A 26,143-nucleotide genomic window follows, 5' to 3' on the forward strand; every position below is an offset into this window, starting at 1 on the left:
GTAGCGTCGCCTCCGACCTCCCCCGGAAGCGGTGTCGCCGTGAAGCCGTCCTTCTGCCTGTGCATGATCGTCAAGAACGAGGCCGCAGTCATCGAGCGCTGCCTCGCCTCCGTCCGCGGCCTGGTGGACACCTGGGTCATCTCCGACACCGGTTCCACGGACGGCACGCAGGACCTGATCCGCGACACGCTCGACGGCATCCCCGGAGAGCTGCGCGAGGAGCCCTGGGCGAACTTCGGCCACAACCGGAGCCTGAACATCGCCCACGCCCGCGAAAAGGCCGACTACCTGCTGCTCCTCGACGCCGACCACGTGATCCGCCGGGCCGGAGCCCTGCCCGAACTGACCGCCGACGCCTACCTGCTGCGGCACGCCGGCACCCTGGAGTACCGAAGCAAGCGCCTGGTCAGGGGAGACGTCCCCTGGCGCTACGAGGGTGTCACCCACGCGTACCTCACCGCCGACCGGCACCAGGCCCAGGAGGACCTCGACGCGCTCGTCATCGAGCACTTCGCCGACGGCGGCTCCCGCCACGACAAGTTCGACCGCGACGCCCGACTGCTCGGCGCCGAACTCGACCGCGACCCCGGCAACACCCGCACGGTCTTCCACCTCGCCCGGACCATGCGCGACATGGGCCGCACCGCCGAGGCGATCGCCCTCTACGAGCGCCGCGCCCGGATGGGCGGCTGGGGCGAGGAGGTCTACCACGCGCTGCTCCAGTGCGGCATCCTCAAGGCCGACTCCGACGACCGGCCCGGGGCGATGGACGCCTTCACCCGCGCCTGGGAAACCCGCCCGCAGCGCCTCGACGCCTGCTACGAACTGGCCGCGCGACTGCGCACGATGAGCCGGCAGCACACGGCACACGCCCTGGTCTCCACGCTCCCGGACCGGGAACAGCCGGACGACCTGCTGTTCATGCGGCCCTGGGTGGACCGCTGGGGCCTGCTGTTCGAGTTCTCGGTCACCGCCTCCTGGGTCGGGGACCTCACCGGCGCGCTCGCCGCCTGCGACCGGCTCCTCGCCCTGCCGGACCTGCCGGAACCGTACCGCGAGCAGACCCGATCCCACCGGGAGTTCGCCGTCCGGCGCCTCGCGCCCGTCCCGCACCCCGCCGGGCGCGCGAGCACACCGTCGCGGGTCTGAGCGCCCGCACGGGTGGCCTCCGACCGGTCGAAGGCCACCCGTGCGGGCGCTGACGCCCCGGTGGGCCGGCCGCCGGGCCCCGGCCCGGCACCCGCCGCCGGAGTACCCGGAGACGGGTGCCGGCCGTGGACCGGGCGGGCGTCCGAGGTCAGCCGACCCGCGCGCGGTGCTCCATCGCCTGGCGCGCCGCGCCTTCGTCGGCGTACACCTCGCACATGTGGCGGCCGTCGGGCGTGGCCGTGTGCTCCACCTCCCACAGACTCATCTCACTGCCGTCGATCAGCAGGAACGCGTGCTCGTAGAGGGTGAAACCGGCGTCCCGGCCGCTGCGCACCGGGCAGCGGCGCCCGAACGCCCGCGTGATGTGGTGCGCGAACGCCGTCCGCAGCCGGCGTGCCGTCTCCTCGTCCGGGCGGTCCGCGTTCTCCGCCCTTCGCAGCACCCGGCGCGCGTGGTCCGCGGAGTTGTCCGGCGCGTACGCCCGGGGCCGCGCGGGTATCGACCGGGACAACAGCGCGCTCAGCAGCTCGAGTTCACCGTCCTCGTCGGAGCCCCGGCGCTCGGAGCGCTCCGTGTCGCGGTCGGGCCCCGTATCGGTGGGCAGCCGGGACGCGGCCAGCCGGGCCTCGCCCTCCTCCGCGTACAGCTCGTGGTGCCGGCTGCCGCCCCGGCCGGAGTTGTGCACCAGCTCCCACAGGCTGAGCGCGGTGCCGTCGGCGAGCAGATACGCGTGGCGGTAGGTGGCGCGACGCAGCGACGCGCTGTGGTGCGAGGAGTACAGCGTGCTGGAGTGGGCGAGCGCCGTCTGCAGGCGCTCGACCGTGGTGTCGGGCAGATCGAAGGAGTTGAGCGCCCGTCCGAGGAGCCGCTCAAGGTGCGTCTCGGTGGTCTCGTATGGATCGTGAGGATCCTGCGGATCGTTCAAGAGGGTCTCCAGGCCGTCGCCGCATGTCACTCGGTGCTTGCTTAACGTAGCCCCTGGGTCTGACACCGTGTCCGGGGTTCGGCAAAACGAAGGGCGCGCGGGGGAAGTTCCCGCCCCCCTGGAGGGGCTTGCGCGGGGGATCGCGTAACTCCCCTGCGTGTCAAGGGAGTCGAGCGTGGCGGCTGGTCTCCGAGGGGGTGCGGAGACGCCCGGGGCGGGCCCTCAAACGCCGTCCCCGTACAGCTCGCGGTAGGCCGGAAAGGTACCCCCCGGACCCGAGGAGCCCTCGGTCGTCGCGAGGACCGCCTGGACGATCGCCCGGGTCACCGTGTCCGCGCCCGCGGCCAGCACGTCGTTGAGGGCGAGCGGCCCCGGCCCGGGAGGCAGCGCCCGCTCCCCGGTCGCGAGAGCGAAGACCGTGTCCCCGTCGTTCATCAGGTGCACGGGGCGGATCGCGCGGGCGATCCCGTCGTGCGCCGTTCCCGCCAGCTTCTGGGCCTGCGCGCGGGTGAGGGCGGCGTCGGTGGCGACGACCGCGAGCGTGGTGTTCAGCGGCGGCGCGGTGCTCGTCGCGCGGGCCTCCGCGAGGCGGCGCCGTGCCGCCTCGTGCACCGCCGGTTCGGGGTAGTGCGGCCGGCCCTGGAGGTACGCGCCGTAGAGGACACCGGTCTCCGGATCGACCGCCGAGCCGACCGCGTTGACGACGACGAGGGCGCCGACCGTGAGGCCCGACTCCAGGCGGGTTCCGGCCGTGCCGACCCCGCCCCTGAGGCCGCCGACGACGGCTCCGGTGCCCGCGCCGACGGCTCCCGTCTCCACCCGCGCGTGCGGCTCGGTCGCCGCGGCGGCCTCCACCGCGGCCCGGCCTGTCCCGGCGTCGGGGCGGGCCCGGAAGTCCCCGCCCCGTCCGAGGTCGAAGACACAGGCGGCGGGAACGACCGGCACGACGTGCGCGGGGTCCGGACCGACCCGCACGCCGCGGTGCCGCTCCTCCAGCCAGGCCATCACGCCGGCGGCCGACTCCAGGCCGTAGGCGCTGCCACCGGTCAGGACCACGGCCTCGACCCGCTCGACCACGTTGCGCGGGTCGAGCGCGTCCGTCTCCCGGGTGCCGGGGCCGCCCCCGCGTACGTCCACGGCCGCCACCACCCCACCCTCGGGGGCGAGGACGACGGTGGTGCCGCTGAGGGTGTTCGGCCCCGCCAGGCGCGCGTGGCCGACGCGTAGCCCGGCCACGTCCGTGAGGGCGTCGTGCGGTGCGGATCGCTTCGCCATGTTTCCCTGGGTACCACGCCGGTCGGCTCCGTGCCGAGCCCCGGGCACCCGCGGCACCGGCCGGCCAAGACGCTCCCCGCTCCGGTGCCGCGGTCCTCGTCGCTCAGGAGGCTTCTCCCGGGCCGGTCGCGGGCCGGCGCGTGCTCAGCGTCACGCCGACGGCGACCGTCGCCGCCGCGACCAGACCGGCCGCGAGCACCGCCCAATGGCCGGCGAACGAGCACATCAACAGGGCGAACGCCGATACCGGCAGCACGAGTTGCTGGGCGATGCCGATCTTGTAGTAGCGGGCGTGCAGGACCCAGACACAGAGCAGGAAGAGCGCCGACGGGATCGTCACCGCCGAGGAGGCGGCGAGCCTGGAGATGTGTGCCTCGCCCACGGCCTGCTCCACGGCGATCTCGATACCGGCGCCGATGGCGGCGGCGGAGGCGAAGATCAGGTAGTGGCCGTAGCCCCACAGGAAGCCCTGGCGGTTGGAGGTGAGGCGGTCGTGAGCGGGGACGACGAAGTAGATCCACCATGCCGAGAACACGATGAGCAGTCCGCCTGCGGCGATCGGGAGCAGTTCGCCGAGGGCGTCGTTCTCCTTGACCCCGGACTTCACGGCGACGGTGGACGCCGCGATCGTCTCGCCCAGGACGATGATGGTGAACAGGCCGTAGCGTTCGGCGATGTGGTGGGGGTGCCAGTGCGTCGGGGACCTCCGCTCCGCGTACACCGGTACGGCCATCTCGGCGATCGCCATGACGAGGAAGACCCAGGGCAGGGCGGGCTCGGGCGCGAAGAGGAGAGCGGTCCAGCCGACCTGGCAGAGGGCGACCCCGCCCGCGTACCGAAGGCAGGTCGCGCGCTCGGCGGGACTCGTGCCGTGGTGGGCCGCGCGCAGCCACTGGGAGGCCAGCGCGAGCCGCATGACGACGTAGCCCAACCAGACGACGAAGAAGTCGTGGTCCTCGAAGGCGCGCGAGATCCCGGCGGCCAGGATGAGGACACCGGTGATCTGGACGAAGGTGACGACGCGGTAGAGGACGTCGTCGTTGTCGTAGGCGGAGGCGAACCAGGTGAAGTTCATCCAGGCCCACCAGATCGCGAAGAAGACCATCGCGTAGTCGAGGATCCCCTCCCCGGCGTGGCCCCCGGCGACCGCGTGCACGAGTTCCGCGCCCGCCTGGGCGACGGCGACGACGAAGCAGAGGTCGAAGAAGAGCTCGAGCGGGGTGGCGGCGCGGTGGGACTCGCCGCGGGAACGCGCGATGAGCGGCAGGAACGGTTGCGTCATGTGCTCCAGGACACCAGAGCGCGGCCTTGCGCCGCTTCCACGGCGCGCGGAGCCGTGCCCGCGGCCCGCCTTGCGTCCACTCCGCCGCCGGCCGCCCCGCGGGCGTACCCTGAAAGCATGAGCACCGCCCCCGCCCACGGACCGCGAGACGCGAAGCAGTCCGACGACGCACCGTCTTCCCGACCCAGGCCGGCACTGATCTTCGACGATCCACTGGACCGGCAGTCAGCGGACGATACGGACCGCGGGTGGGGCGAGCGGCCCGCAGGTGGCGGCGGCGCCGCGGATCTCGCGCGCTTCCTCGACGAGAAGCCGCCGCACCACCTCTGACACCGGCGCGGCCCGGTTCGGGCGGTGGGCGCGACCGGCCCGCGGGATCGGTGGGGACTACCCGGCCTACAGCGTCTTGGGCGGGCTCCCCGCGCCGCCGGCCTCCGGGCCCGAGTTCGGTCCACGCTGGGCGACCAGCGCGTCGCGGATCTCCTTGAGCACCTCCAGTTCGCTGATCTCCAGCGTCTCCTGGACGCCTTCCTTCGCCTTCTCGTGGGCGGCCCGCTTGGCGAGGAACCTCGCCATCGGCAGGACCATCAGGAAGTAGACGACGGCCGCGGTGATCAGGAAGCTCAGCACGGCGCTGAGGACCAGGCCCCACGCGATCGGGATTCCGGAGACCACGTTGCCGGCGTCGTCCACCTCGCAGGGGCCCTTGAGACAGGACGAGTAGCTCTCCAGGTCCTTCGTCCCGAAGGCGCCGACCAGCGGGTTGATGACACCCCTGACCACCGCGTTCACGATGTTCGTGAACGCGGCGCCCACGACCACCGCGACCGCCAGATCGATCACGTTGCCGCGTGTCAGGAAGGCCTTGAAGCCAGCCAGCACGCTTTCGTTCTTCGGGCTCACCCGGATGCCTTTCGCCGTATGTGTGGGGGGTGTTGCCATTACGCCGCGATCGGCGCGAAAAGGTCCAATCCGTACACACGTATCGGTTACTTGACAGATCGTCAGTGCGAATCAGCACAGGATCACCGCCAGTGGGGACGACATCCCGGCGCCCGCCAGGGCGGTCGCCGTCGGCCGGGGGACGGACAGCACGACCAGCGCCCCGCGCCCCGTGGCGTCCGGGCCACCATCCCTGTCCGGCCCCGGGCGGGGGACCTCGGCGACCCGCACGCCCGTGGCGACGACCCGCGCCTCGCCGTCCTGGTGCGGGCCGGGCGGCGCGGCGATCACGTCCACCCGGTCTCCCGGGCGCAGTAGCCGTACCGTCGCCGCGTCCGCGATCCGTACCGGAGCCGACACCAACCGCACCGCGGGCGGTTTCCGCTGCGCGGGCGGGGCGTGCGGCGTCGGCGGTCCGGCGGGCACCGCCCCCGCCCCCGCCCCGGTCGCCCCGCTGACCGCGAGCGCCGCCGCCGCCAGGGCGAGCACCCCGGACGGTGTCCCGCGCCCGCGCCGCAGCAGGCGCCGCACGCGCAGCCGCCCCCGCCCTCGGACCCGGAGCGGTTCGAAGTGCGGTACCCCGCGGGTCTCGGGAACGGCGGAGAAGGTGAGAGGGGACGGGTACGCCGGAGAGGGAGGAGGCGGCGAAGAGACCGCCGGGTACGGCGCGGCCGGGAAGGGCGGGGGTGGCGCCGTGTACGGAGCCACCGGGCCCGAGGGCGAGGGCGCGGTCGAGGAATCGGAGGGGGGGAAGGCGGCGAAGGGAGGGGGAGCGGCCGAGGGAGAAGCGGCATGGGGGGAAGCGGCCGAGGGGGAGGAAGGCGAAGGCGTCATGGTGGGCACCACCCGTCAGGCGTCGAGTTCCCCGGACCGTCCGGGGAACGTCCACCGTCCCGTCTCCGCCGGAATCCCGCTCCGGCCTGTGGACGGCCCGCCGCCTGTGGACAACTCCCTCACCCCCTCGGGCGCTTTACGGCAGTTCGATCCCCAGGTCCCAGCCGTCGTGCGCATGGGTGCACAGGCAGTCCCGGTCCGCCGTGTCCGGCAGCGCCCCCACCGCGTCGAAGAGGACCTCGCGCAGTCGGCCGACGTTCGCGCCGAACACCCGGAGCACCTCCGTGTGGGAGACGCCCTCGCCGGTCTCCGCGCCCGCGTCCAGGTCGGTGACCAGCGCCAGCGAGGTGTAGCAGAGTCCCAGTTCACGGGCGAGGACGGCCTCCGGGTGTCCGGTCATCCCGACGACCGACCAGCCGGCTGCCGCGTGCCAGCGGGACTCCGCCCGTGTCGAGAACCTCGGCCCCTCCACCACGACCATCGTGCCGCCGTCCACCGGCTCCCAGCCCTTCCCGCGTGCCGCCTTCAGGGCCACCCGCCGGCCGTCGGGGCAGTAGGGGTCGGCGAACGTGGTGTGCACGACGTTCGGTGTGGCGCCGCCCCAGGCCGTCGGGAGCGGCTCCCCGTCGAAGTAGGTCTGCGCCCGTGTCTTCGTCCGGTCGACGAGCTGGTCCGGGACGACCAGGGTCCCCGGACCGTACTCCTCGCGCAGTCCGCCCACCGCGCACGGCCCGAGCACCTGTCGTACGCCGAGGGAGCGCAGTGCCCACAGGTTGGCGCGGTAGTTGATCCGGTGTGGCGGCAGTGTGTGGCCGCGGCCGTGCCGGGGCAGGAACGCCACCCGCCGGTCGGCGATCTCGCCGAGGAAGAGGGAGTCGCTCGGGTTGCCGTACGGGGTGTCCACGGACACCTCCGTCACGTCCTCCAGGAAGGAGTAGAAGCCGGAGCCGCCGATCACGCCGATATCCGCGAAAGCCTTGGTCGCCATGAAGGTCAGATTAACTGCCGGCGACAGGGCGAAAGCCCCGCCGCGGTGCGCGGCAGGGCTTTCGTGAGTACGGGGCCGGATCCGGCTCAGGCGGCCGAGCTTGTGCTCGACGCGCCGGACGAGCCGGAGCCCGAGGACGTGCTCGACGAAGCGGCGGGCTTCGCGTCGGACGACGAGGGCGAGGCGGACGACGTGTTCGCCGAGGGCGACTTCGAGGCGGCCGGCGAGCTGCTGGACGACGAGCCGCGGCTGTCGTTCCGGTAGAAGCCGGAACCCTTGAAGACGATGCCGACGGCGGAGAACACCTTCTTCAGGCGCCCCTGGCAGCCGGGGCACTCGGTCAGCGCGTCATCGGTGAACTTCTGCACCGCCTCGAGGCCCTCGCCGCACTCGGTGCACTGGTACTGGTAGGTCGGCACTTGTCTTCCTCCTGGCACTCACACTCATCGAGTGCTAACGACGATCCATAGTGACCTATTCCGCGGGTTCAGTCCACCGTCACCGGCACTCGGTGACCGATACCACGCGCGGTCACCCGTCCCGGCACCCGGGGCCTCAGCCGCGAGCGCAGGGCCACCAGGGTGACGAGCGCCAGCGCCGTGCCCCCCAGCGGCACCAGGAATCCGGTGCTCGCGCCGTGTGCGTCGGCGAGCCGGCCGGCGACCGTGACGGCGGCGGCCTGGCCCAGTGCGACCGCGCCCGTGAGCCAGGTGAATGCCTCGGTGCGGGCGGTCGCCGGGACGAGCGTCTCGACGATGGTGTAGCCGGTGATCAGGGCCGGGGCGATGCACAGGCCGACGACGAGGCCGAGCGCGCCGAGCAGGAGCACGGAGTGCGCGGACCACAGCAACGAGGCCGCCACGGTCAGCCCCGTGTAGCCCAGCAGCAGGCGCTTGCGCGGGCCGGTCTTCCAGGCCACGGCCCCCGTCGCGATGCCCGCGAGCATGTTGCCCGCGGCGAAGGTCCCGTACAGCAGGCCGTTTGCGCCGGGGTTGCCGATCTCCTCGGAGAACGCGGTCAGCGAGACCTGCATGCCGCCGAAGACCGAGCCGATCCCCAGGAAGGCGACGGCCAGGACACGGACGCCGGGGATGGACAGGGCCGAGACGCGGGGCCCGGCGGAGGCCGCCGCGATCAGCCCGTGGGCGGGCTGGGTGCGCCGCTGGGCGGCGAAGAACAGGCCGCCGAAGAGGGTCAGGGCGGCCTCGGCGATCAGGCCGGCCGCCGGGTGGACGCCGGTGCACAGCGCGGTGGCGAGCACGGGGCCGACGACGAAGGTGAACTCGTCGGTGACCGACTCGAAGGCCGCGGCCGTCGGCAGCAGCCGTGCCCCGCTGCCGCCGGGGGAGCCGGAGCCGAGGACGGCGGCCCAACGGGCCCGGACCATGGGGCCGACCTGCGGGACGGAGGCGCCGGCCGGGACGGCCGCCAGGAAGAGTCCCCACAGCGGGGCGCCCGCCAGGGCCAGGACGACCAGCAGGGAGACGGAGAAGGTGTGGACGAGCACGCCGGGGACCAGCACGGCACGCTGGCCGAAGCGGTCCGCCAGCTTGCCGCTCTGCGGAGCGAACAGCGCCATGGAGACGCCGGTGACGGCGGCGACGGCGCCCGCGCTGCCGTAGGAGCCGCTGGTGTGCTGGACGAGCAGGACGATGCCGATGGTCAGCATCGCGAACGGCTGCCGCGCGGCGAATCCGGGCAGCAGGAAGGACAGGGCTCCGGGGGTGCGGAGAAGCCGCCCGTAACCGGCCTTCCCGCCGGTTTCGCCGGTCGCCTCGGTGGGCACAGGCGCGTCAGAAGTGACCGTGGATGCCACGGCCCTTGCCTTTCCGCCGCCTGGTAGCGCCCCCGAGCACGGTGGTGCGGGTCGCCGAGAGCTGTCCTCATGCGCGGAACTGCGGTAGATGCCGTGCCCCACTGCGGAGGGGGCCACGGCCGCCATACGGTCGCGCCAGCTCTGCGTCAGGCAGAGTTGGTTCGATCAAGTGTGCCTTCATGATACAGGGAGCGGCGGGTGCCTGCCTGGGAAACTCCCGGCTCGGGCAATCGGCGCCTGCGATCAACCAGATGTTCGCTTGTGCTCGGCGTCGCCGTGCGCCGCGTCCCGGCGGCCGAAACCCTGCCGGCCGGTGATCCGGTGCCCGGAGCCGCGGTGCCCGGAGACCGCGGTCGCGCCGCCCGTTCCCAGCCAGCCGGCCAGCTTGCCGCCCTGCCCGACCGCCCGCAGCCGCCGCTCGGCGGTGTCCCGCACCGGATCGGTGGCGACCACGAGCAGCTCGTCGCCGCGGCGCAGCACCGTCGTCGGCCCCGGCACGAAACTCCTGTCGTCCCGTACGACGAGCGTGACGGCGGCCCCGGCGGGCAGTCGCAGCTCCGCCACCTCCACGCCGTGCATCTTGGAGCCCTCCGGGATCGCGACCGAGAGCAGGTGTCCGCGCAGCCGCTCCAGGGGGGCGGACTCGACCCCGAGGTCGGCCGCCTCCGAGGAGTCCCCGAGCTTGAGGGCCCGCGCGAGCCAGGGCAGCGTCGGCCCCTGGACCAGCGTGTAGACGACGACGAGCACGAAGACGATGTTGAAGATGCGCTCACTGCCCGCGATCCCGGACACCATCGGGATCGTGGCGAGGATGATGGGGACGGCTCCGCGCAGGCCGGCCCAGGACATCAGGGCCTGCTCCTGCCAGGGGATGCGGAACGGCAACAGGCTGAGGAGGACCTCCAGGGGCCGGGCCACCACCGTCAGGACCAGTCCGATGATCACCGCGGGCCAGAAGTCGGCGAGCAGCTTGGACGGCGTCACCAGCAGCCCGAGCAGGACGAACATGCCGATCTGGGCGATCCAGCCGAGTCCCTCGGCGAAGCCGCGGTTGGCCGGCGCGTGCGGCAGCCTGGCGTTGCCCAGGACCATCGAGGCCAGGTAGACGGCGAGGAAGCCCGAGCCGTGCGCCATGGCGCCGGCCGCGTACGCCACCACCGCGATCGCCATGACGGCGATCGGGTAGAGGCCGGAGGCGGGCAGGGCGACATGGCGCAGGCCGTAGGCGCCGAGGAAGCCGACCGCCAGGCCGATGGCCGCGCCGATGGCGAGTTCCAGGGCGATCGTGCCGACCAGGACGTACCAGGCGTCGACGGGGCCGACCGCCGAGAAGGCGACGACGAGGATGACCACCGGGGCGTCGTTGAATCCGGACTCGGCCTCGAGGACTCCGGTGACCCGCGCGGGAAGCGGCACCTTGCGCAGCACGGAGAAGACGGCGGCGGCGTCCGTGGAGGAGACGACCGCGCCGATGATCAGGGCCTGGCGCCATTCCAGGCCGACGAGGTAGTGCGCGGCCGAGGCCGTGACCCCCACGCTCACCGCGATGCCGACGGTCGACAGCACGACCGCCGCGGGCAACGCGGGTTTGATCTCCTTCCACTTCGTGCCCAGGCCGCCCTCGGCCAGGATCACCACGAGTGCGGCATAGCCGATCACCTGGGTCAGCTCGGCGTTGTCGAACGCGACGTTGCCGATCCCGTCCTGCCCTATGGCGACCCCGATCCCGAGGTACAGCAGCAGGCTGGGGAGCCCGCTCCGGGACGAGATCCGTACCGCCGCGACGGCGATGAGCAGCACGAGCGAGCAGATGAGCAGGAGCTCGTTGAGCTGGTGGACAGTCAGTGGCCGTTCCTTCCCCTCACGTGCGGCCGGATCGTTCCTCCCGCAACCGACACTTCGTTACCTTACCTAATCTTTAACGCTTTCTTGACGCCGCTCCGCGCTTCGTTCGTTCACCAGTGCGCTCCGCTTACCGGCACCGCGTCCAGGCGGGTGAGGCGCTGCGCCTAAGGTTGCTCCCGTACTCCAGGACCACCCTGCCCCTCGAAGGACAGCGATGCCCTCCAACACGACCGCGCCTCCCGCCAAGAAGAGGGGGCGCCGCGCCCGCCTGATCGTCTTCGTCCTGGTCCTTGCGCTGGTCGCGGGCTTCGGTTACGGCGGTTACTGGGGCGTCAGCACCGTCCGGGCCTCGTTCCCGCAGACGACCGGCACGATCCGGCTCGACAGCCTCTCCGGGCAGGTCGAGGTCAAGCGGGACGCCTACGGGGTTCCGCAGATCTACGCGGACACCGAGGCCGACCTCTTCCGCGCCCAGGGCTTCGTCCAGGCCCAGGACCGCTTCTACGAGATGGACGTACGACGGCACATGACGTCGGGCCGTCTGTCCGAGATGTTCGGCAAGAGCCAGGTCGACACCGACGCCTTCCTCCGCACGCTGGGCTGGCGTCATGTCGCGCAGCAGGAGTACGACAAGCTCCTGTCGCCGGAGACGAAGAAGAACCTCCAGGCGTACGCGGAGGGCGTCAACGCCTACCTCAAGGGCCGGAGCCCCTCCGGCATCTCGGTCGAGTACGCGGCGCTGGCCTTCACCAACGACTACACCATCGAGCCCTGGACGCCGGTCGACTCGGTGGCCTGGCTCAAGGCGATGGCCTGGGACCTGCGCGGCAACATGCAGGACGAGATCGACCGCTCGCTGATGACGAGCCGGCTGACCACGCGGCAGATCAAGGACCTCTACCCGAGCTACCCGTACGACCTCCACCAGCCGATCGTCCAGAGCGGCGCCGTCGACGAGGACAAGGGCGCCTTCGACCCCGCGGGCACCGCCTCGGACGCCGACGGCTCGACCACGAACCCGGTCGGCGGCGCGCTGCGGGGCATGCAGTCCCAGCTCGGCGCCCTCTCCGACTCGCTCGACGAGATCCCGGCGCTGCTCGGCCCGAACGGCAACGGCATCGGATCGAACTCCTGGGTCGTCTCGGGCGCGTACACGACCTCCGGCAAGCCGCTGCTGGCCAACGACCCGCACCTGGCGCCGATGCTGCCGTCCCTCTGGTACCAGATGGGCCTGCACTGCCGTTCCGTCTCCGCGACCTGCCGCTACGACGTCGCCGGCTACACCTTCTCCGGTATGCCCGGCGTGATCATCGGCCACAACGACACCATCGCCTGGGGCTTCACCAACCTCGGCGCCGACGTCAGCGACCTCTACCTGGAGAAGATCAGCGACGCCGGATTCCTCGTGGACGGCAAGACCAAGGCGTTCACCACCCGCGAGGAGATCATCAAGATCGCGGGCGGCGGAAGCCGGAAGATCACGGTCCGTTCGACCGGGCACGGTCCGCTCGTCTCCGACCGCTCCTCCGAACTGGAGAAGGTCGGCCGGAAGGCCCCCGTCGGCAACGCCGCCCCCGACCGGGGCAACGGCTACGGCGTCTCCCTCCAGTGGACCGCGCTGCAGCCCGGCAAGTCCATGGACGCGGTGTTCGAGCTCAACCGCGCGCAGAACTTCGAGCAGTTCCGTGCCGCGGCCGAGCACTTCGAGGTCCCCTCGCAGAACCTGATCTACGCCGACGCCGAGAACATCGGCTACCAGGCACCCGGCAAGATCCCGCGGCGCGCGAAGGGCGACGGCACCCTGCCGGCCCCCGGATGGGACTCCTCGTACGCGTGGAAGGACTACATCCCCTACGACGAACTGCCCTACGAGAAGAACCCCAAGCGCGGCTACATCGTCACCGCCAACCAGGCCGTGGTCGACGCGGACAAGTACCCCCACCTCCTGACGAAGGACTGGGGCTACGGCTCGCGCAGCCAGCGGATCAACGACCTCATCGAGGCGAAGACCAAGGACGGCGGCAAGATCTCGCCCGACGACATGCGGACCATGCAGATGGACAACCGCAGCGAGATCGCCACCCTGCTGAACCCGCTGCTGCTGAAGATCGACATCTCGGACCCCTACGTCCGCGAGGCGCAGAAGCTGCTGGAGGGCTGGGACTACACGCAGGACTCCGACTCGGCCGCCGCCGCGTACTTCAACGCGGTCTGGCGCAACCTCCTCAAGCTCGCCTTCGGCGACAAGCTGCCCAAGGAGCTCCGCGCCGAGGGCGACTGCATCAACGTCCGCCCGGCGGACTTCACCGGCCCGGCCGACGAGCAGAACAAGCTCGTCCGGGAGTGCGGCCAGCGCGACGGTGACTCCGCGCAGCCCGATGGCGGGGACCGCTGGTACGAGGTCGTCCGCCCCCTGCTGAAGCAGGAGGACAGCGCCTGGTGGAAGACCGAGGCCAACCGCACCGACCAGGCCACCGAGACCCGTGACCAGCTGCTCGCCCGGGCGATGAAGGACGCCCGCTGGGAGCTGACGGCCAAGCTCGGCAAGGACGTCTCCACCTGGAGCTGGGGCCGCCTGCACCAGCTGACCCTGCAGAACCAGACTCTCGGCACCGCAGGACCCGGCTTCGTCCGGACACTGCTCAACCGCGGCCCGTGGAACCTGGGCGGCGGCGAGGCGGCGGTCGACGCGACCGGCTGGAACGCGGCCGGCGGCTACAAGGTCGTCTGGGTCCCCTCGATGCGGATGGTCGTCAACGTCGGAGACTGGGACAAGTCCCGCTGGATCAACCTGAGCGGCGCCTCGGGACACGCGTACCACGGCAACTACACCGACCAGACCGACAAGTGGGCCAAGGGAGAGCTGCTCGACTGGTCCTTCGGAAAGGCCGCGGTCGACGCCTCGACACAGGACACCCTGGTCCTGAAGCCATAGCCGAGCCGGGGCCGCCGGGCAGGCTCTCAGGCCGGTTCGAAACGGCTGACCCCCGCCGGGGTCACCACCGCGTGCACGGGGTGGTCGTGCGGTTCCTCCGGGACCCGCGCGACCACCTCGTGCGCGTAGAGGAGCACCACCAGCGCCGGATGCGCGCCGGCCCGCCCGAGCCGGGCGAGCACCCGGTCGTAGGAGCCGCCGCCGCGGCCGAGCCGCATCCCCCGCCCGTCGACGGCCAAGCCGGGCAGCAGCACCACGTCCGCATCGCACACGGCGTCCGGCCCGAGGCGCGGCCCCGTCGGCTCCAGGAGACCCCGGCCCGCCTTCGCCAGGCCCTCCCCGCCCTCGTACACGGCCCAGTCGAGGTCGTTGTCGGGCAGCAGGACCGGCAGCAGGACCCGGACGCCCCGTGCCCGCAGCACGTCGAGCAGGGCGCGCGTGCCGGGCTCGCGCCCCACGGACACATAGGCGGCGACGGTCGACGCCCGCGCCATCTCGGCCAGCTCCAGCGCGGTCACGGCGATCCGCTCCGCCGCGGCCCCGACGTCCCGGGCGTCCAGCGTGGCACGGGCGGCGAGGAGTTCGCGGCGCACCGCGGACTTCTCGGACGGATCGCCGGAGGACCCGGCGGTCGCCCCGGCGGAAGATCCGGCGGAGGGGCCGGTGGACGGATCACCGGATGGTTCAACGGTCACTGTGGCCTCACCCTGCATTCACGAACCTCTCGTACGCGTCTTTATACGGAGGAAGTCAATGGGAGTCACATCTTCCTCTCATACCCAACGGCTAAGGTGCTCCGCATGACTCAGTCGCTCCCCAGGATCAACAAGGCTGTCATCCCGGCCGCGGGCCTCGGCACCCGGTTCCTCCCGGCCACCAAGGCGACGCCGAAGGAGATGCTTCCGGTCGTCGACAAACCGGCGATCCAGTACGTCGTCGAAGAGGCCGTGGAAGCCGGACTCTCCGACGTCCTGATGATCACCGGACGCAACAAGCGTCCCCTGGAGGACCACTTCGACCGGAACTACGAGCTGGAGGAGGCGCTGACCCGCAAGGGAGACGCCGAACGCCTCTCCAAGGTCCGGGAGTCCAACGAACTCGCCACCATGCACTACGTCCGTCAGGGCGACCCGCGCGGCCTCGGTCACGCCGTTCTGTGCGCCGCTCCGCACGTCGGCGAGCAGCCCTTCGCCGTCCTCCTCGGCGACGACCTGATCGACCCGCGCGACCCGCTGCTCGCCCGCATGGTCGAGGTACGGGAACGCGAGGGCGGCAGCGTCATCGCCCTGATGGAGGTCGAGCCCTCGCAGATCGGCCTCTACGGCTGCGCCGCGGTCGAGCCCACCGCCGACTCCGACGTCGTCAAGGTGACGAACCTGGTGGAGAAGCCCGACCCGTCGGAGGCGCCCAGCAACTACGCGATCATCGGACGCTATGTGCTGGACCCCGCCGTGTTCGGGATACTGCGGGAGACCGAGCCGGGCCGCGGCGGTGAGATCCAGCTGACCGACGCCCTGCAGAAGCTCGCCATGGACGAGAAGGCCGGCGGCCCGGTGCACGGAGTCGTCTTCAAGGGCCGCCGGTACGACACCGGCGACCGGGGGGACTACCTGCGTGCCATCGTCAGGCTCGCGTGCGAACGTGAGGACCTGGGCCCGGACTTCCGGACCTGGCTGCGCAGTTACGTCGACAAGGAGTTGTAACACCGTGAGCAGCAGTACGGCAGCGTCGCCCGGTGACCCCTGCACGGGTCCGTCCCGTGATCTGTGGTCCGTGGACGCACACCTGGAGGACGTCCTCGCGGCGGTCTCGCCGCTCGAGCCGATCGAGCTGCAGCTGCCCGACGCCCAGGGCTGTGTCCTGGTCGAGGACGTCACGGTGCCCGTCGCGCTGCCGCCGTTCGACAACAGCTCGATGGACGGATACGCGGTGCGCGTCGCGGACGTCGCCGGGGCCTCCGAGGAGTTCCCGGCCGTCCTGACCGTGATCGGCGACGTGGCGGCCGGAGCCCGGAGCCTGCCCGAGGTCGGCCCCGGCCAGGCCGCCCGGATCATGACCGGCGCCCCGCTGCCGCCCGGCGCCGAGGCCGTCGTGCCGGTCGAGTGGACCGACGGCGGCGGTGGCGGCGGAGCGGCCGGCGGCATGCGCGCCGCGAGCGACGCCCCCGAAGGCGCGCGGGGTCAGGTCCGGGTCCACCGCTCCGCCGAGGCCCGCGCCCATGTGCGTGCCCGGGGCAGCGACGTCCGGGCCGGCGACCTGGCCCTGGCGGCCGGCACGGTCCTCGGCCCGCCGCAGATCGGACTGCTGGCCGCGATCGGCCGCGGCACCGTCCGGGTCCGGCCCCGCCCCCGGGTGGTCGTGATGTCCACCGGCAGCGAGCTGGTCCAGCCCGGCGAGGCGCTGGGCGAGGGGGAGATCTACGACTCCAACAGCTTCGCGCTCGCCGCCGCGGCCCGCGACGCCGGCGCGCTCGCCTACCGCGTCGGCGCCGTCACCGACGACGCCGAGACGCTCCGCGCCACCATCGAGGACCAGCTGATCCGTGCCGACCTGCTGGTCACCACGGGAGGCGTGAGCGTCGGAGCGTACGACGTCGTCAAGGAGGCACTGAGCGCCGACGGCCAGGTCGACTTCCGCAAGCTGGCCATGCAGCCGGGCAAACCGCAGGGCTTCGGCACGGTCGGCCCCGAGCAGACCCCGCTGCTCGCCCTGCCCGGCAACCCGGTCTCCTCGTACGTCTCCTTCGAGCTGTTCGTACGTCCCGTGATCCGGACCCTGATGGGCCTCCGCGAGCTGCACCGCCCGCGGGTGCGGGCCGAGGTCGTCGCCGACAAGGCGCTGACCTCCCCGGCCGGTCGCCGCCAGTTCCTGCGCGCGACGTACGACGCCCGGTCCGGCACGGTCACTCCGGTGGGTGGCTCCGGCTCCCACCTGATCGCCGCGCTCGCGCACGCCGACGCCCTGCTCGTCGTGCCCGAGGACGCCACGTCGGTGGAGCCGGGCAGCACACTGGAAGTGGTCCTCCTCGGCTGAGGAGGCCCTGGTGGCGGTACCGTGTCGTCCCACACAGCGACCGGGAGTGTCACGGCCATGAGCACGCAGCAAGGACTCACGCACATCGACGAGGCGGGTGCGGCCCGCATGGTCGACGTCTCCGCGAAGGACGTCACCGCGCGGACCGCACGCGCCAGCGGCCGTGTCCTCGTGGCGCCGCGCGTGATCGAACTGCTGCGGGGCGAAGGCGTGCCCAAGGGCGACGCGCTCGCCACGGCCCGGATCGCGGGGATCATGGGCGCGAAGAAGACCCCCGACCTCATCCCGCTCTGCCACCCGCTGTCCGTCTCCGGCGTCACGCTCGACCTGAGGGTCGCGGACGACGCCGTCGAGATCCTCGCGACCGTGAAGACCACGGACCGCACAGGCGTCGAGATGGAGGCCCTGACCGCCGTCTCGGTGGCCGCGCTGACCGTCGTCGACATGGTCAAGGCGGTCGACAAGGGCGCGGTCATCTCCGACGTGCGAGTGGAGGAGAAGACCGGCGGCAAGTCGGGCACCTGGTCGAGGACCGGCCTCGGGGCGGAGGAACCGGCATGACGGCCGCCGCCCCGCGGGTGCGTGCGGGCCGTGTGCCGGAGCCGCACCACGGCCACGACGGACCGCACCGTTCCCCCGGCGGGCCCGGCGAGTCCCCGGCAGGGGAAGGGCACACCGCCCACCCGGACCCCCGCGCGAAGGACGGCCTCGGGGGCGCGCTCACGGCCCCGTACGCGGCACTGGTCGTCACCGCCTCCAACCGCGCGGCGGCCGGCGTGTACGAGGACCGGGGCGGCCCGCTGCTCGTCGAGGGCCTCACCCGGATGGGTTTCGCCGTCGACGGACCTCAGGTCGTCCCGGACGGCGAGCCCGTCGCGGCGGCCCTGCGGGCCGGTGCCGCGGCCGGCTACGACGTCATCCTCACCACCGGCGGCACGGGCATCTCGCCCACCGACGCCACACCCGAGGCCACCCGGCCGCTCCTGGAACGGGAGATCCCCGGCATCCCCGAGGCGATCCGCGCCCACGGACGCCGGAACGTTCCCACCGCCGCGCTCTCCCGGGGACTCGCCGGAGTCGCCGGAGGCACCCTGATCGTGAACCTGCCCGGCTCCACCGGCGGTGTCCGCGACGGCCTGGCCGTCCTGGAGGAACTCCTCGTCCACGCCGTCGACCAGATCCGCGGCGGTGACCATCCCCGACCCGGCCCGGGACAAGGATCATGATCCCGTCCTGGCCGGTGGTCCTCGTCGACGGAGACGTCGTACTCCGCCCGATAAAACTCCGCGACCAGCGGACCTGGCGCGAGGTGAACCGCCGCAACCGCGACTGGCTGCGCCCCTGGGAGGCGACGGTACCGCCGTACGCCCCCGGCGCCCCGGTCGCGCAGCGGCCCACCTACCGCCAGATGGTCCGCCACCTGAGGGCGGAGGCGAACGCGGGGCGGATGCTGCCGTTCGTGATCGAGTACCGAGGCGAGCTGGTGGGCCAGCTCACTGTGGCCGGCATCACCTGGGGATCGATGTGCTCCGGTCACGTCGGCTACTGGGTGGACAGCGCCGTGGCCGGCCGGGGCGTCATGCCGACGGCGGTCGCGCTCGCCGTCGACCACTGCTTCCGCACGGTGGGACTGCACCGTATGGAAGTCTGTATTCGGCCCGAGAACGGCCCTTCCCGGAGGGTCGTGGAGAAACTGGGATTCCGCGAGGAGGGTGTGCGCCCCCGCTATCTCCACATCGACGGCGCCTGGCGGGACCATCTCGTCTTCGCGCTCACGGTGGAAGAGGTCCCGGAGGGGCTGCTGCGGCGCTGGCACCGGGCGCGACCGCCCCACCCCGCACAATGAAATAGATGTTCGAATTCTCTCGACGGTCGATCGACGGTCGGTCGCCAATCGATCCGAACAATCACAAAAAAGTTCAGTGATATCAGCCAGATCGTGCGACACACCGGGCCAATTGGCCGATGCCCTCACCTGAACCCCTCTACGGTGAGAGGCGTGAGCAGCAGCGGCCTCATCTACGCAGTCATCGTCGGGGCCTGGGCCGCCTACTTGGTACCGATGTGGCTCCGCAGGCAGGACGAGCTGAACGAGGCTCGTCCGACGGAACGCTTCAGCACCGCCATCCGGCTGCTTTCCGGACGGGCGGGCATGGAGCGCCGGTACGCCAAGGAGCTGAAGGACCGGGACCGTACGGCGGACCACGCGGAACCCGACGTCGACCCGGACGCCGAGACGGAGCATTTGAGCTCGGTCGACGTCCGGGCCTTTTCCGCGCCTCCGGCCAGGACGGAAGCCCGGCTCGAACTCCCGGCCCCGGCCCCCGCGCCGGCCCCCCGCCGGCCCTCGAAGACGTCGGCCGAGCGGGCCCGCCGGAGCAAGGTGCTCGCACGGCGCCGGCGCACCACCGTCGTCCTCTTCCTCGCCTTCACCCTCGGCGCGGTCGTCGCTGCCGTGGGCGGCCTCACGTTCCTGTGGGCGCCGGCCGTCCCCGCGGTGCTGCTGAGCACGTACATCGTGCATCTGCGGGTGCAGGAGCGGCGGCGTTTCGTCTACGTGATGGACCGCCGCCGCGCCGAGGCGGCGGCGGCCCGGCTCCGCGAGAGCCGGCCGCAGCGCCGGCAGCCCACGTCCTCCTCGTCGTCGGCGTCCTCCGCCGACGACGAGTCGAGCCACCCGGAACCGGCGCCCTCACCCGAGCTCTCCCCGCAGGAGGCCGGCCGCCGCGCGCTCGTCGAGCAGACCGACCACGCGGAGTGGGTGGACCAGCAGCGCGAGCGCGGCCCGGCCCGGGGGGACAGCTGGGAACCGGTCCCGGTGCCACTCCCCACCTACGTCACCGCCCCGGTCGCGCCTCGCGCCACGAGCGGGATCGACATCACGGACCCGGACACCTGGAGCGCCGCCCGCTCCTCCACGGCCGCGGACCCCGCCCCGGCCGCCGCCCCGTCCCCCCGCCGCCGCGGCACCCCCCAGCGCGGCGCCCGCGACCACGGCCGTACCCCGCTCTTCGACCAGTACGCGGACGAGGACCGCCCGCGCGCCGCCAACGAATGAGACCCGTCGACTGACCTGCGGGGAGCGGATTTCCGAGTATCCCGATCGGGGTGCTAATGTTTCACACGTCGCAAGGGCCTGTGGCGCAGTCTGGTAGCGCACCTCGTTCGCATCGAGGGGGTCTGGGGTTCAAATCCCCACAGGTCCACAAGCGACTGTTCTTGAGTTCGCTCAGGGAGAGTTCACGAGATCCCGTCCGATCTGATTGATCGGGCGGGATCTCGGCGTTTCCTGGGTCTGTTCGAGGTGCGTCCGAACGAGGTCGATGCTGGGGACGGGTGTCTGGCGGTCGTCGGCCTGAAGTTTCGGGGTGATTCCGGTGCGTCTGGCGTTTTGGGGCCGTCGGTGGGCGCGTGTGATCCCCGCTTGTGGTGCTGAGGTCTCAGGTGGTCGTGCAGATCTCCGGACCCTTGGGTGGAGGCAGGCCGGCCGCGTCGGGTGGCCGTGCGGCAGGTCCGGCGGTGGGGGCGACTTCATGCATCCAGGCGACTTCCCGGGCCGTGGCGCGGGCCGCTCTCAGCGAAGCGAGTGCGGCCTCGTCGGTGTCGGCGAGCAACCGCCAGGCCGTGGGCGTGGAGGCGACCGGGCCGAACACCCCTGCCTGGTCCCGCGGCACGGCCAGATCCGTATTGGCCTCGCCGCCGTCGGCGAGCATCACCGCCAAATCGGTGGCGATCCGGCCCGGATCATGCCCGGTCCCGCGCGGCCGGAGCGGCCTGAGCGCGGTGAAGTACGCGGCGGTGAGCCCGGTGGCATCAGCGAGATCAGCCAGCAACCGTGCCCCGGCATGACCGACCACCCCCGAACCATCGGCACTGACCTGAACCCTGGACGCAACCCGATAGCCCGCACGTAGAAAGTGCCCTCCGCCTGGACCGACAGAACCCCTCAGCAAGGTTCATCGTTCCAGGTCAGGAAGGCACTTTCGCGTTTCCGCCCCACAGCCAGTCGTCCCCAAGTGAAACGGCGAGGTTAACCGCAGGTTCCTCACGTACACCTTCTGGCCTCGCTTGCCGGACCCGCACCGTCTGGCAGTACCGGCGCGTCCCGTCGTTGTCGGGGCTGCTTCCCGCCCTCCCCGGCATCCCCCGGGTCGGACTGCCCCCAGCTTCTACCGGACCGCTGCGACGGCCCGGCGGTAGTGGTCTTTCACCACCACTCGGTCACACAGAACTTCGTGGCGCACCCATGCATCGCTTGAAGACATCACGCTCCATCTCCAGCTCCCGGATCCGCTTGTTCTTCTCCCCGATCTCCCGGCGCAGCCGCTCCAGCTCGGCCCGCTCGGCCTCCCGCACCCGACCGCCACCGCCACTGGCGGCTGTCGGTTGTACGGGCCGGTCCGAGGACGTCGTCCCGTTGCGCCGCCACCGCGACACCCAGCTGTGCGGCGTGCCCGGGTTGATCCCGAGCTCCTCGGCCACGTCGCCGACCGGCTTCCCGGTCTCGACCACGATGCGCACCGCGCCCTCACGGAACTCGGCGTCGTACGGCGGCTTCTTCTTGGACCCCATGAACCCCAACTTCCCCTGCAATCACGGGCTCCACGCTACGAGGGGATGGTCACCTGGCCGCATAGGGAAGGTCTCTACGTTTCCAGGAGATTGACAATGCCGAGTTCCCCCACGGCTTGTAGATGTCGCACAGCCGCGTCGGGCAATGGAAGGCTCGCTTATCCAGGGCATCGCGAACGGCGTACCGACGCCTGTGGCGATGATGCTGGGTGGCGCGCGGATCAATTTCTCCTCGCCTCAGGAGGTCATCGACTCCGGCTTCGGTACCGACTGGGCCTCGAAGGTCCGGACGGTGCCCACGCGCGCATTCAACATGATCCGTGCCGACGTGCCGGACGACGGCACGCTGGTTCAGGGGACCGGCGGGAATTCTCCCGTCGCGGCGATCATCGGTGGCGCGCGGGTCAACTTCTCCTCGCCTCAGGAGGTCATCGACTCCGGCTTCGGTACCGACTGGGGCTCGAAGGTCCGCGCGCTCCCCGCCCGGGCGTTCAGCCTGATCCCCGACCGGATCGGGGACGGTACGCGGGTGAAGAAGGCCGGTGCCGCGTCGCAGGCCGGCATCGTCGGGGGCGCCAAGGTGCCGTTCGCGTCGATGGACGAGCTGATCGCCTGCGGGTTCGGGGACAAGCGGATGTGGACCGTCCCCGACCGCGTGTGGGAAGCGCTCACGACCAAGATCGAGGACGGCACCCGGCTGAAGAAGGCGGGGTGGTCGTCGGAGGCCGCGGTCGTCGGTGGCGCGAGGGTGGACTTCCACACGGAAGCCGAACGTAACGACGCCGGATACGGCGGCGTCATGCTCCAGTACATCCCGGCCCGGGTGTGGGACGCGATGACGACGAGGATCGCGGACGGCACGCGCATCGCGAAGAGCGGGTGGTCGTCGGAGGCCGCGGTCGTCGGTGGTGCGAGGGTGGACTTCCACACGGAAGCCGAACGTAACGACGCCGGATACGGCGCCAAGCCTCGCCAGGTCGTCCCGGTCCGGGTGTGGGACGCGCTCCCCCGCCAGATCGCGGACGGTACGCGGGTGAAGAAGGCCAGTGCCACGTCACAGGCAGGGATCATCGGAGGGGCGAAGGTGCCGTTCGCGTCGATGGAGGAGCTGATCGCGTCCGGGTTCGGGGACAAGCCGATGTGGACCGTCCCCGACCGGGTCTGGGACGCCCTTCCGACCCGGTTCGCGGACGGCACCCTGCTCAAGGCGCGTGACTCGTCGACGGTTTGGCGAATGCTCGACGGCAAGAAGGCCGGGATCACCGGTCCGGCCGGAACCGTATGGGTCGTTCCCCAGCGCATTCTGGATGCCATTCCACAGGGCTGACCAGCACGTGGCGGCATGGCGGGGCAGGGAGGGTGTTGCTTCCCTGCCCCGCTTCGTTCTCGATGACGGGCCGGTTCCGCATTCCGTTGCCGGGTTGATCACTATCAGGTTCCGAGACGAGCTGTGGAGGCCGCTGGGATCACGCCGTGCGTCCTCTGACAGCTGAGGAAGCCTGGACCTCGGAGAGGTGGGAAACGATCTTCGTCGTTTCGGGGATCGTTCGATGCCTGTTCGGGGGGCGGGTTGATGTGAGATACGGCTTCTGGCCTTGCTCCCAGCCAGGTCACGGTGACTGTGTGTGGTGATCGGCTTCTCGATGGTCAGCGACTGACGACCCGCCCGTAGGCGGGTCCGGCGCGAGAGCGGACACTGATGGCTGATTCGAGTGTCTCGTCCACGCCGTCGCGCTGGCAATCGGCGGGGCGGCGTGCTGCGAGGTGTCTGCGGCGGGCTCGTGCTGGGGGTCGGTCTTCGCGAGGCGGTGGTGGCGGGGCACGCACGCACGACGGCCTTTGACTCGTCCCAACCTCCTGCCCCTGAACGTCGATTGGCTTGTCATGGGGTCGTGATGCAATGGCGTGATGGCATGGGATGAATGGGACCGCGCGAAAGCGGACGTGACCGCCCAACGGCAAGCCTCGATGCGACTCAATCAACTGCCGGGCGGTCCAGGGGGTGGCGGGCAGGCCGATCTCGTCGTGAACCAGGACGACCTCGGCGGCGTCGGCCATGAAGCCTTCGTCCTGCACAGCCAACTGCATAGGGCGGCTGACATCGCCGGTGCCGGTGCCGACAAGGAGGGGGCCGGCTCCACGATGCAGGCGGCATCGGCCTTGAAGGGCAGCGGTTTCGCCCTCGGGGATGAGCTGCAGACGACGGTGTCCATATGGACTTCGCAGGTCAAGAGCGTCCTTCAGGCATGTGCGCATATCTCGAACCACCTGGACTACTCGAAGAAGGCGCACGCGGAGGAGGACGCCGCGATCGCCGCGTCCCTCCGGAACCGGGACGGCTCGGCCGTGCCTGTTTCCCGGCTCACCGAGCACTTCAAGTAGGGGAGGTTCATCATGAACTACACCGAGCTCATGGAAGTCGACCTCGGTAAATTGGGGACGGCGGTCGCCGACTGGAAGCGCGTGGCCGGGGAGATGCAGCGGCTCGGCGGCGAGGCCCGCGACGGTATGAAGGCGAAGGCTGACAAGGCACGGTGGGAGGGCGTAAACGCGGGTGTGACCCGGGACTTCGTCGGCAAGACGGTGAAGGAGTTCGCGGACCTCCACGTGGAGGCGCAGAGCATCTTCAGTGTCCTCGATGATGCGCACACCGAGCTGAAGAGCATCCAGCAGCATGCCAGGAGCGTGACCGCCGAGGCCAAGGAGAAGGGCTTCAGCGTCACCGGACGCGAGGACGGCACCGTAGTGATCGCGGACGCCCTCATCTGCGAGGTGGATGGGCCCGGGCAGAGGAAACGCGACATGATGCAGTGGTACGCCGACACGCTGACCGGGATCGTGAGCCATGCCTCCGAGGTCGACGCGGCTGCGGTACGGGCGCTGCGCGCGAGCCACGGCGGTGATCCGAACAATGCCGGCCACGCGGCGTACACGTCGCTCGACCAGGACATGCTGCCCCGCGCCGTGAAACTCGCCGGTCTGGGCGAAGACGCCAACGACAAGCAGCGCGCGGAGCTGCGGCGGCTGTGGCAGTCCCTGAGTCCCGAGGCCCGGGCGCAGCTGTGGACCCAGAGCAAGGACGACCTGCTGGCCGCCGGCCTGTTGACCCCGACGGTGAAGCGGGTGGCCGCTGACGACGGGGCCGGACCGTACGACGCCGATTCACCCGGTCTCGGGGACTACTGGAAGGAGTTCCAGGCCAACGGGATCTCGAACAGCGGTGACTTCATCGGCAAGACGGATGCGGCCCGGCACATGGATCACTATCTGAACGGGACTGGCAAGACCCTCGACCTTGACGTCGACAGGATGCTGACAGACGACGGGAAGCTGCGAGATGCGGCGGCGAAGGCGCGCGCCGCAGAGCAGGATGAGTGGCGCCGCCAGGCGTTGGATGCCTTCGCGCAGTCGGGCGGCAAGGCCGTCGCGATCCCCGTGGAATCCTTGGGCCAGTCGTATACCCACGAGGACCGCAACTGGTACCTGGCTGTGGGTAGTGCAATGTCGAACACAACGGGTGTGGTGACAGCCGTGCCCGGTCCGGACGGCAAGCCGCAGGTGACCATCGACTACCAGGTGAACGTGTGGGACCGGTACAACTGGGACCCAGGCAAGGCAACCCCCATTGGTCCGACCACGGTGACCGACTCCGACATGGCCCGGATGCACACCACTGGGCTTGCGAGGGAGTTCGACATGAGAGGCAGCAGTTCGGTGCAGCAGCACGAGATGAGTTCGGGCGACGCCTGGCCCGACCCGAAGGAACCGGGGCGGGACGGTACGCGCACGGATATCGGTCGGAACGGGGACGCCCGTTGAGCTCGACACGAGCACGGACACGGCGCCCGCTGCTCATCGCCGGTGCGGGATTGCTTGCTTGTCTGCTGGCCGGCTGCATGGGGTCGACAGCCGAACACGGGAGTCAGAAGGAGAGCCGCTCACCGGGACGGCAGGTTCCGTACTGGGTGGACGGGGCCACCGTGGAGTCGGTCGCCAAGACGCTGCGGGTGCAGATTCCCTCGACAGCGACCGAGGCCAAGTCCGCTTACCAGAAGGGCTTGCAGGACGACGGCCTGCTCTTGTCCTTCGTTCTGCCCACCGACGCGGTGGACGGATTCCTCACACAGCTGAAGCCGGAGCGGCCCCTGCGTCTACGGGAACAGCCATTCGTGGGGGAGGGGAAGACGACGCCGTTCTCGCACCTGGGCCTGCCGGAGCCGGATTCGCTCGCCGGCGTTCGCGAAGGCATGGTGTGCGCACCCTGCAAGGGTGACCTGAACGCGCTGGAGGTCGCCGTGGCAAGGATCGATGACCACAGCAGCCGCGTGTACCTGAGCGGCGTGGACTGACGAGCGGTATACGGCGTGCCGTCGGGGTTGCGGTCTCATGATCGTTTCGCTGTTCCGCGTGATCGCGGCATCATCCGCTGACAGGTCACGACGGAGCTCCGCACCGGAGGCGTCCCTCGGGGCGGGTCCTGGTGGGGGCGGGTGCCGGGAGGTTTGGGTCCGATCGTGGAGCGACTTCGCGTCGTCGCCGATGTACTG

Annotated in this window: 24 protein-coding genes, 1 tRNA gene and 1 pseudogene; 14 read left to right on the top strand and 12 right to left on the bottom strand. The window is 71.1% G+C overall.

What is annotated here, in order from left to right; all coding sequences use genetic code 11:
• Positions 1 to 39: 39 nt before the first annotated feature.
• Positions 40 to 1,149, top strand: a complete 1,110-nt coding sequence (locus tag OG393_RS19165) for a glycosyltransferase (RefSeq protein WP_327375892.1) — start codon at positions 40 to 42, stop codon at positions 1,147 to 1,149.
• Positions 1,150 to 1,297: 148 nt separating this feature from the next.
• Here OG393_RS19165 and OG393_RS19170 read toward each other — a convergent pair whose 3' ends face one another.
• The 3 genes from OG393_RS19170 to OG393_RS19180 all read right to left on the bottom strand — a co-directional run bounded on the left by OG393_RS19170 (position 1,298) and on the right by OG393_RS19180 (position 4,631).
• Positions 1,298 to 2,074, bottom strand: a complete 777-nt coding sequence (locus tag OG393_RS19170; RefSeq protein ID WP_327375893.1) for a DUF6227 family protein — start codon at positions 2,072 to 2,074, stop codon at positions 1,298 to 1,300.
• Between the two features lie 222 nt (positions 2,075 to 2,296).
• Positions 2,297 to 3,349, bottom strand: coding sequence for a P1 family peptidase (locus OG393_RS19175; RefSeq protein WP_327375894.1), 1,053 nt, complete (start codon positions 3,347 to 3,349; stop codon positions 2,297 to 2,299).
• 103 nt (positions 3,350 to 3,452) lie between these two features.
• Positions 3,453 to 4,631 (bottom strand): low temperature requirement protein A, encoded by a 1,179-nt coding sequence (locus tag OG393_RS19180; RefSeq protein WP_327375895.1) that lies wholly within the window; start codon positions 4,629 to 4,631, stop codon positions 3,453 to 3,455.
• 117 nt (positions 4,632 to 4,748) lie between these two features.
• Between OG393_RS19180 and OG393_RS19185 the strand changes: the two genes are divergently transcribed.
• The gene (locus OG393_RS19185; RefSeq protein ID WP_327375896.1) at positions 4,749 to 4,961 is read left to right on the top strand and encodes a hypothetical protein; all 213 of its coding nucleotides are present in this window, start codon (positions 4,749 to 4,751) and stop codon (positions 4,959 to 4,961) included.
• Positions 4,962 to 5,027: 66 nt separating this feature from the next.
• Here OG393_RS19185 and OG393_RS19190 read toward each other — a convergent pair whose 3' ends face one another.
• The 6 genes from OG393_RS19190 to OG393_RS19215 all read right to left on the bottom strand — a co-directional run bounded on the left by OG393_RS19190 (position 5,028) and on the right by OG393_RS19215 (position 11,056).
• The gene (locus tag OG393_RS19190; protein ID WP_327375897.1) at positions 5,028 to 5,534 is read right to left on the bottom strand and encodes an MscL family protein; all 507 of its coding nucleotides are present in this window, start codon (positions 5,532 to 5,534) and stop codon (positions 5,028 to 5,030) included.
• Positions 5,535 to 5,645: 111 nt separating this feature from the next.
• Positions 5,646 to 6,104, bottom strand: coding sequence for an RcpC/CpaB family pilus assembly protein (locus OG393_RS19195; RefSeq protein WP_327375898.1), 459 nt, complete (start codon positions 6,102 to 6,104; stop codon positions 5,646 to 5,648).
• 439 nt (positions 6,105 to 6,543) lie between these two features.
• Entirely contained in the window at positions 6,544 to 7,395 is an 852-nt protein-coding gene (locus OG393_RS19200; RefSeq protein ID WP_327375899.1) for an S-methyl-5'-thioadenosine phosphorylase, read from the bottom strand.
• An 86-nt stretch (positions 7,396 to 7,481) separates the two neighbouring features.
• Positions 7,482 to 7,814 carry an FmdB family zinc ribbon protein gene (locus tag OG393_RS19205; RefSeq protein WP_327375900.1) on the bottom strand — a complete coding sequence of 111 codons (333 nt, stop codon included), beginning with the start codon at positions 7,812 to 7,814 and terminating at the stop codon, positions 7,482 to 7,484.
• Between the two features lie 68 nt (positions 7,815 to 7,882).
• Entirely contained in the window at positions 7,883 to 9,211 is a 1,329-nt protein-coding gene (locus OG393_RS19210) for an MFS transporter (protein ID WP_442817326.1), read from the bottom strand.
• A gap of 243 nt (positions 9,212 to 9,454) precedes the next feature.
• Positions 9,455 to 11,056, bottom strand: coding sequence for a potassium/proton antiporter (locus OG393_RS19215; RefSeq protein WP_327378475.1), 1,602 nt, complete (start codon positions 11,054 to 11,056; stop codon positions 9,455 to 9,457).
• Between the two features lie 214 nt (positions 11,057 to 11,270).
• Between OG393_RS19215 and OG393_RS19220 the strand changes: the two genes are divergently transcribed.
• Positions 11,271 to 13,991, top strand: a complete 2,721-nt coding sequence (locus OG393_RS19220; protein ID WP_327375901.1) for a penicillin acylase family protein — start codon at positions 11,271 to 11,273, stop codon at positions 13,989 to 13,991.
• 26 nt (positions 13,992 to 14,017) lie between these two features.
• Here the strand turns inward: OG393_RS19220 and OG393_RS19225 are convergent, their stop codons facing one another.
• Positions 14,018 to 14,686: a 5-formyltetrahydrofolate cyclo-ligase gene (locus OG393_RS19225; protein ID WP_327375902.1), complete on the bottom strand. Its 669-nt coding sequence runs from the start codon at positions 14,684 to 14,686 to the stop codon at positions 14,018 to 14,020.
• A 105-nt stretch (positions 14,687 to 14,791) separates the two neighbouring features.
• On the opposite strand from OG393_RS19225, the gene galU reads away from it, so the two are divergent.
• From galU to OG393_RS19260, 7 genes are all read left to right on the top strand, one after another.
• Positions 14,792 to 15,694 (top strand): UTP--glucose-1-phosphate uridylyltransferase GalU, encoded by a 903-nt coding sequence (gene galU / locus OG393_RS19230; protein WP_327375903.1) that lies wholly within the window; start codon positions 14,792 to 14,794, stop codon positions 15,692 to 15,694.
• Between the two features lie 4 nt (positions 15,695 to 15,698).
• Positions 15,699 to 17,024, top strand: coding sequence for a molybdotransferase-like divisome protein Glp (glp, locus tag OG393_RS19235; RefSeq protein WP_327375904.1), 1,326 nt, complete (start codon positions 15,699 to 15,701; stop codon positions 17,022 to 17,024).
• Between the two features lie 57 nt (positions 17,025 to 17,081).
• Positions 17,082 to 17,585 carry a cyclic pyranopterin monophosphate synthase MoaC gene (gene moaC, locus OG393_RS19240; protein WP_327375905.1) on the top strand — a complete coding sequence of 168 codons (504 nt, stop codon included), beginning with the start codon at positions 17,082 to 17,084 and terminating at the stop codon, positions 17,583 to 17,585.
• Positions 17,582 to 18,250: a MogA/MoaB family molybdenum cofactor biosynthesis protein gene (locus OG393_RS19245; protein ID WP_327375906.1), complete on the top strand. Its 669-nt coding sequence runs from the start codon at positions 17,582 to 17,584 to the stop codon at positions 18,248 to 18,250. Before moaC ends, OG393_RS19245 begins: the two co-directional genes overlap by 4 nt.
• Positions 18,247 to 18,870 (top strand): GNAT family N-acetyltransferase, encoded by a 624-nt coding sequence (locus tag OG393_RS19250; RefSeq protein WP_327375907.1) that lies wholly within the window; start codon positions 18,247 to 18,249, stop codon positions 18,868 to 18,870. Before OG393_RS19245 ends, OG393_RS19250 begins: the two co-directional genes overlap by 4 nt.
• Before the next feature lie 153 nt (positions 18,871 to 19,023).
• A complete protein-coding gene (sepX, locus tag OG393_RS19255; protein WP_327375908.1) occupies positions 19,024 to 20,082 on the top strand; it encodes a divisome protein SepX/GlpR in 1,059 nt (352 codons plus the stop codon).
• Between the two features lie 74 nt (positions 20,083 to 20,156).
• Positions 20,157 to 20,230, top strand: a tRNA-Ala gene (locus tag OG393_RS19260).
• A gap of 285 nt (positions 20,231 to 20,515) precedes the next feature.
• Here OG393_RS19260 and OG393_RS19265 read toward each other — a convergent pair.
• Both OG393_RS19265 and OG393_RS19270 read right to left on the bottom strand, forming a co-directional pair.
• Positions 20,516 to 20,964, bottom strand: a pseudogene (locus OG393_RS19265) (IS1380 family transposase); the annotation flags it as partial.
• Between the two features lie 281 nt (positions 20,965 to 21,245).
• Positions 21,246 to 21,596 carry a transposase gene (locus OG393_RS19270; protein ID WP_327375909.1) on the bottom strand — a complete coding sequence of 117 codons (351 nt, stop codon included), beginning with the start codon at positions 21,594 to 21,596 and terminating at the stop codon, positions 21,246 to 21,248.
• A gap of 145 nt (positions 21,597 to 21,741) precedes the next feature.
• Between OG393_RS19270 and OG393_RS19275 the strand changes: the two genes are divergently transcribed.
• From OG393_RS19275 to OG393_RS19290, 4 genes are all read left to right on the top strand, one after another.
• Entirely contained in the window at positions 21,742 to 22,923 is a 1,182-nt protein-coding gene (locus OG393_RS19275) for a hypothetical protein (protein WP_327375910.1), read from the top strand.
• Between the two features lie 581 nt (positions 22,924 to 23,504).
• Positions 23,505 to 23,978: a hypothetical protein gene (locus OG393_RS19280; RefSeq protein WP_327375911.1), complete on the top strand. Its 474-nt coding sequence runs from the start codon at positions 23,505 to 23,507 to the stop codon at positions 23,976 to 23,978.
• Positions 23,979 to 23,990: 12 nt separating this feature from the next.
• Positions 23,991 to 25,415, top strand: a complete 1,425-nt coding sequence (locus OG393_RS19285) for a hypothetical protein (RefSeq protein WP_327375912.1) — start codon at positions 23,991 to 23,993, stop codon at positions 25,413 to 25,415.
• 146 nt (positions 25,416 to 25,561) lie between these two features.
• Positions 25,562 to 25,945 carry a hypothetical protein gene (locus OG393_RS19290; protein ID WP_327375913.1) on the top strand — a complete coding sequence of 128 codons (384 nt, stop codon included), beginning with the start codon at positions 25,562 to 25,564 and terminating at the stop codon, positions 25,943 to 25,945.
• Positions 25,946 to 26,143: the final 198 nt, after the last annotated feature.

Source organism: Streptomyces sp. NBC_01216, assembly GCF_035994945.1.
Taxonomy (GTDB): Bacteria; Actinomycetota; Actinomycetes; order Streptomycetales; family Streptomycetaceae; genus Streptomyces.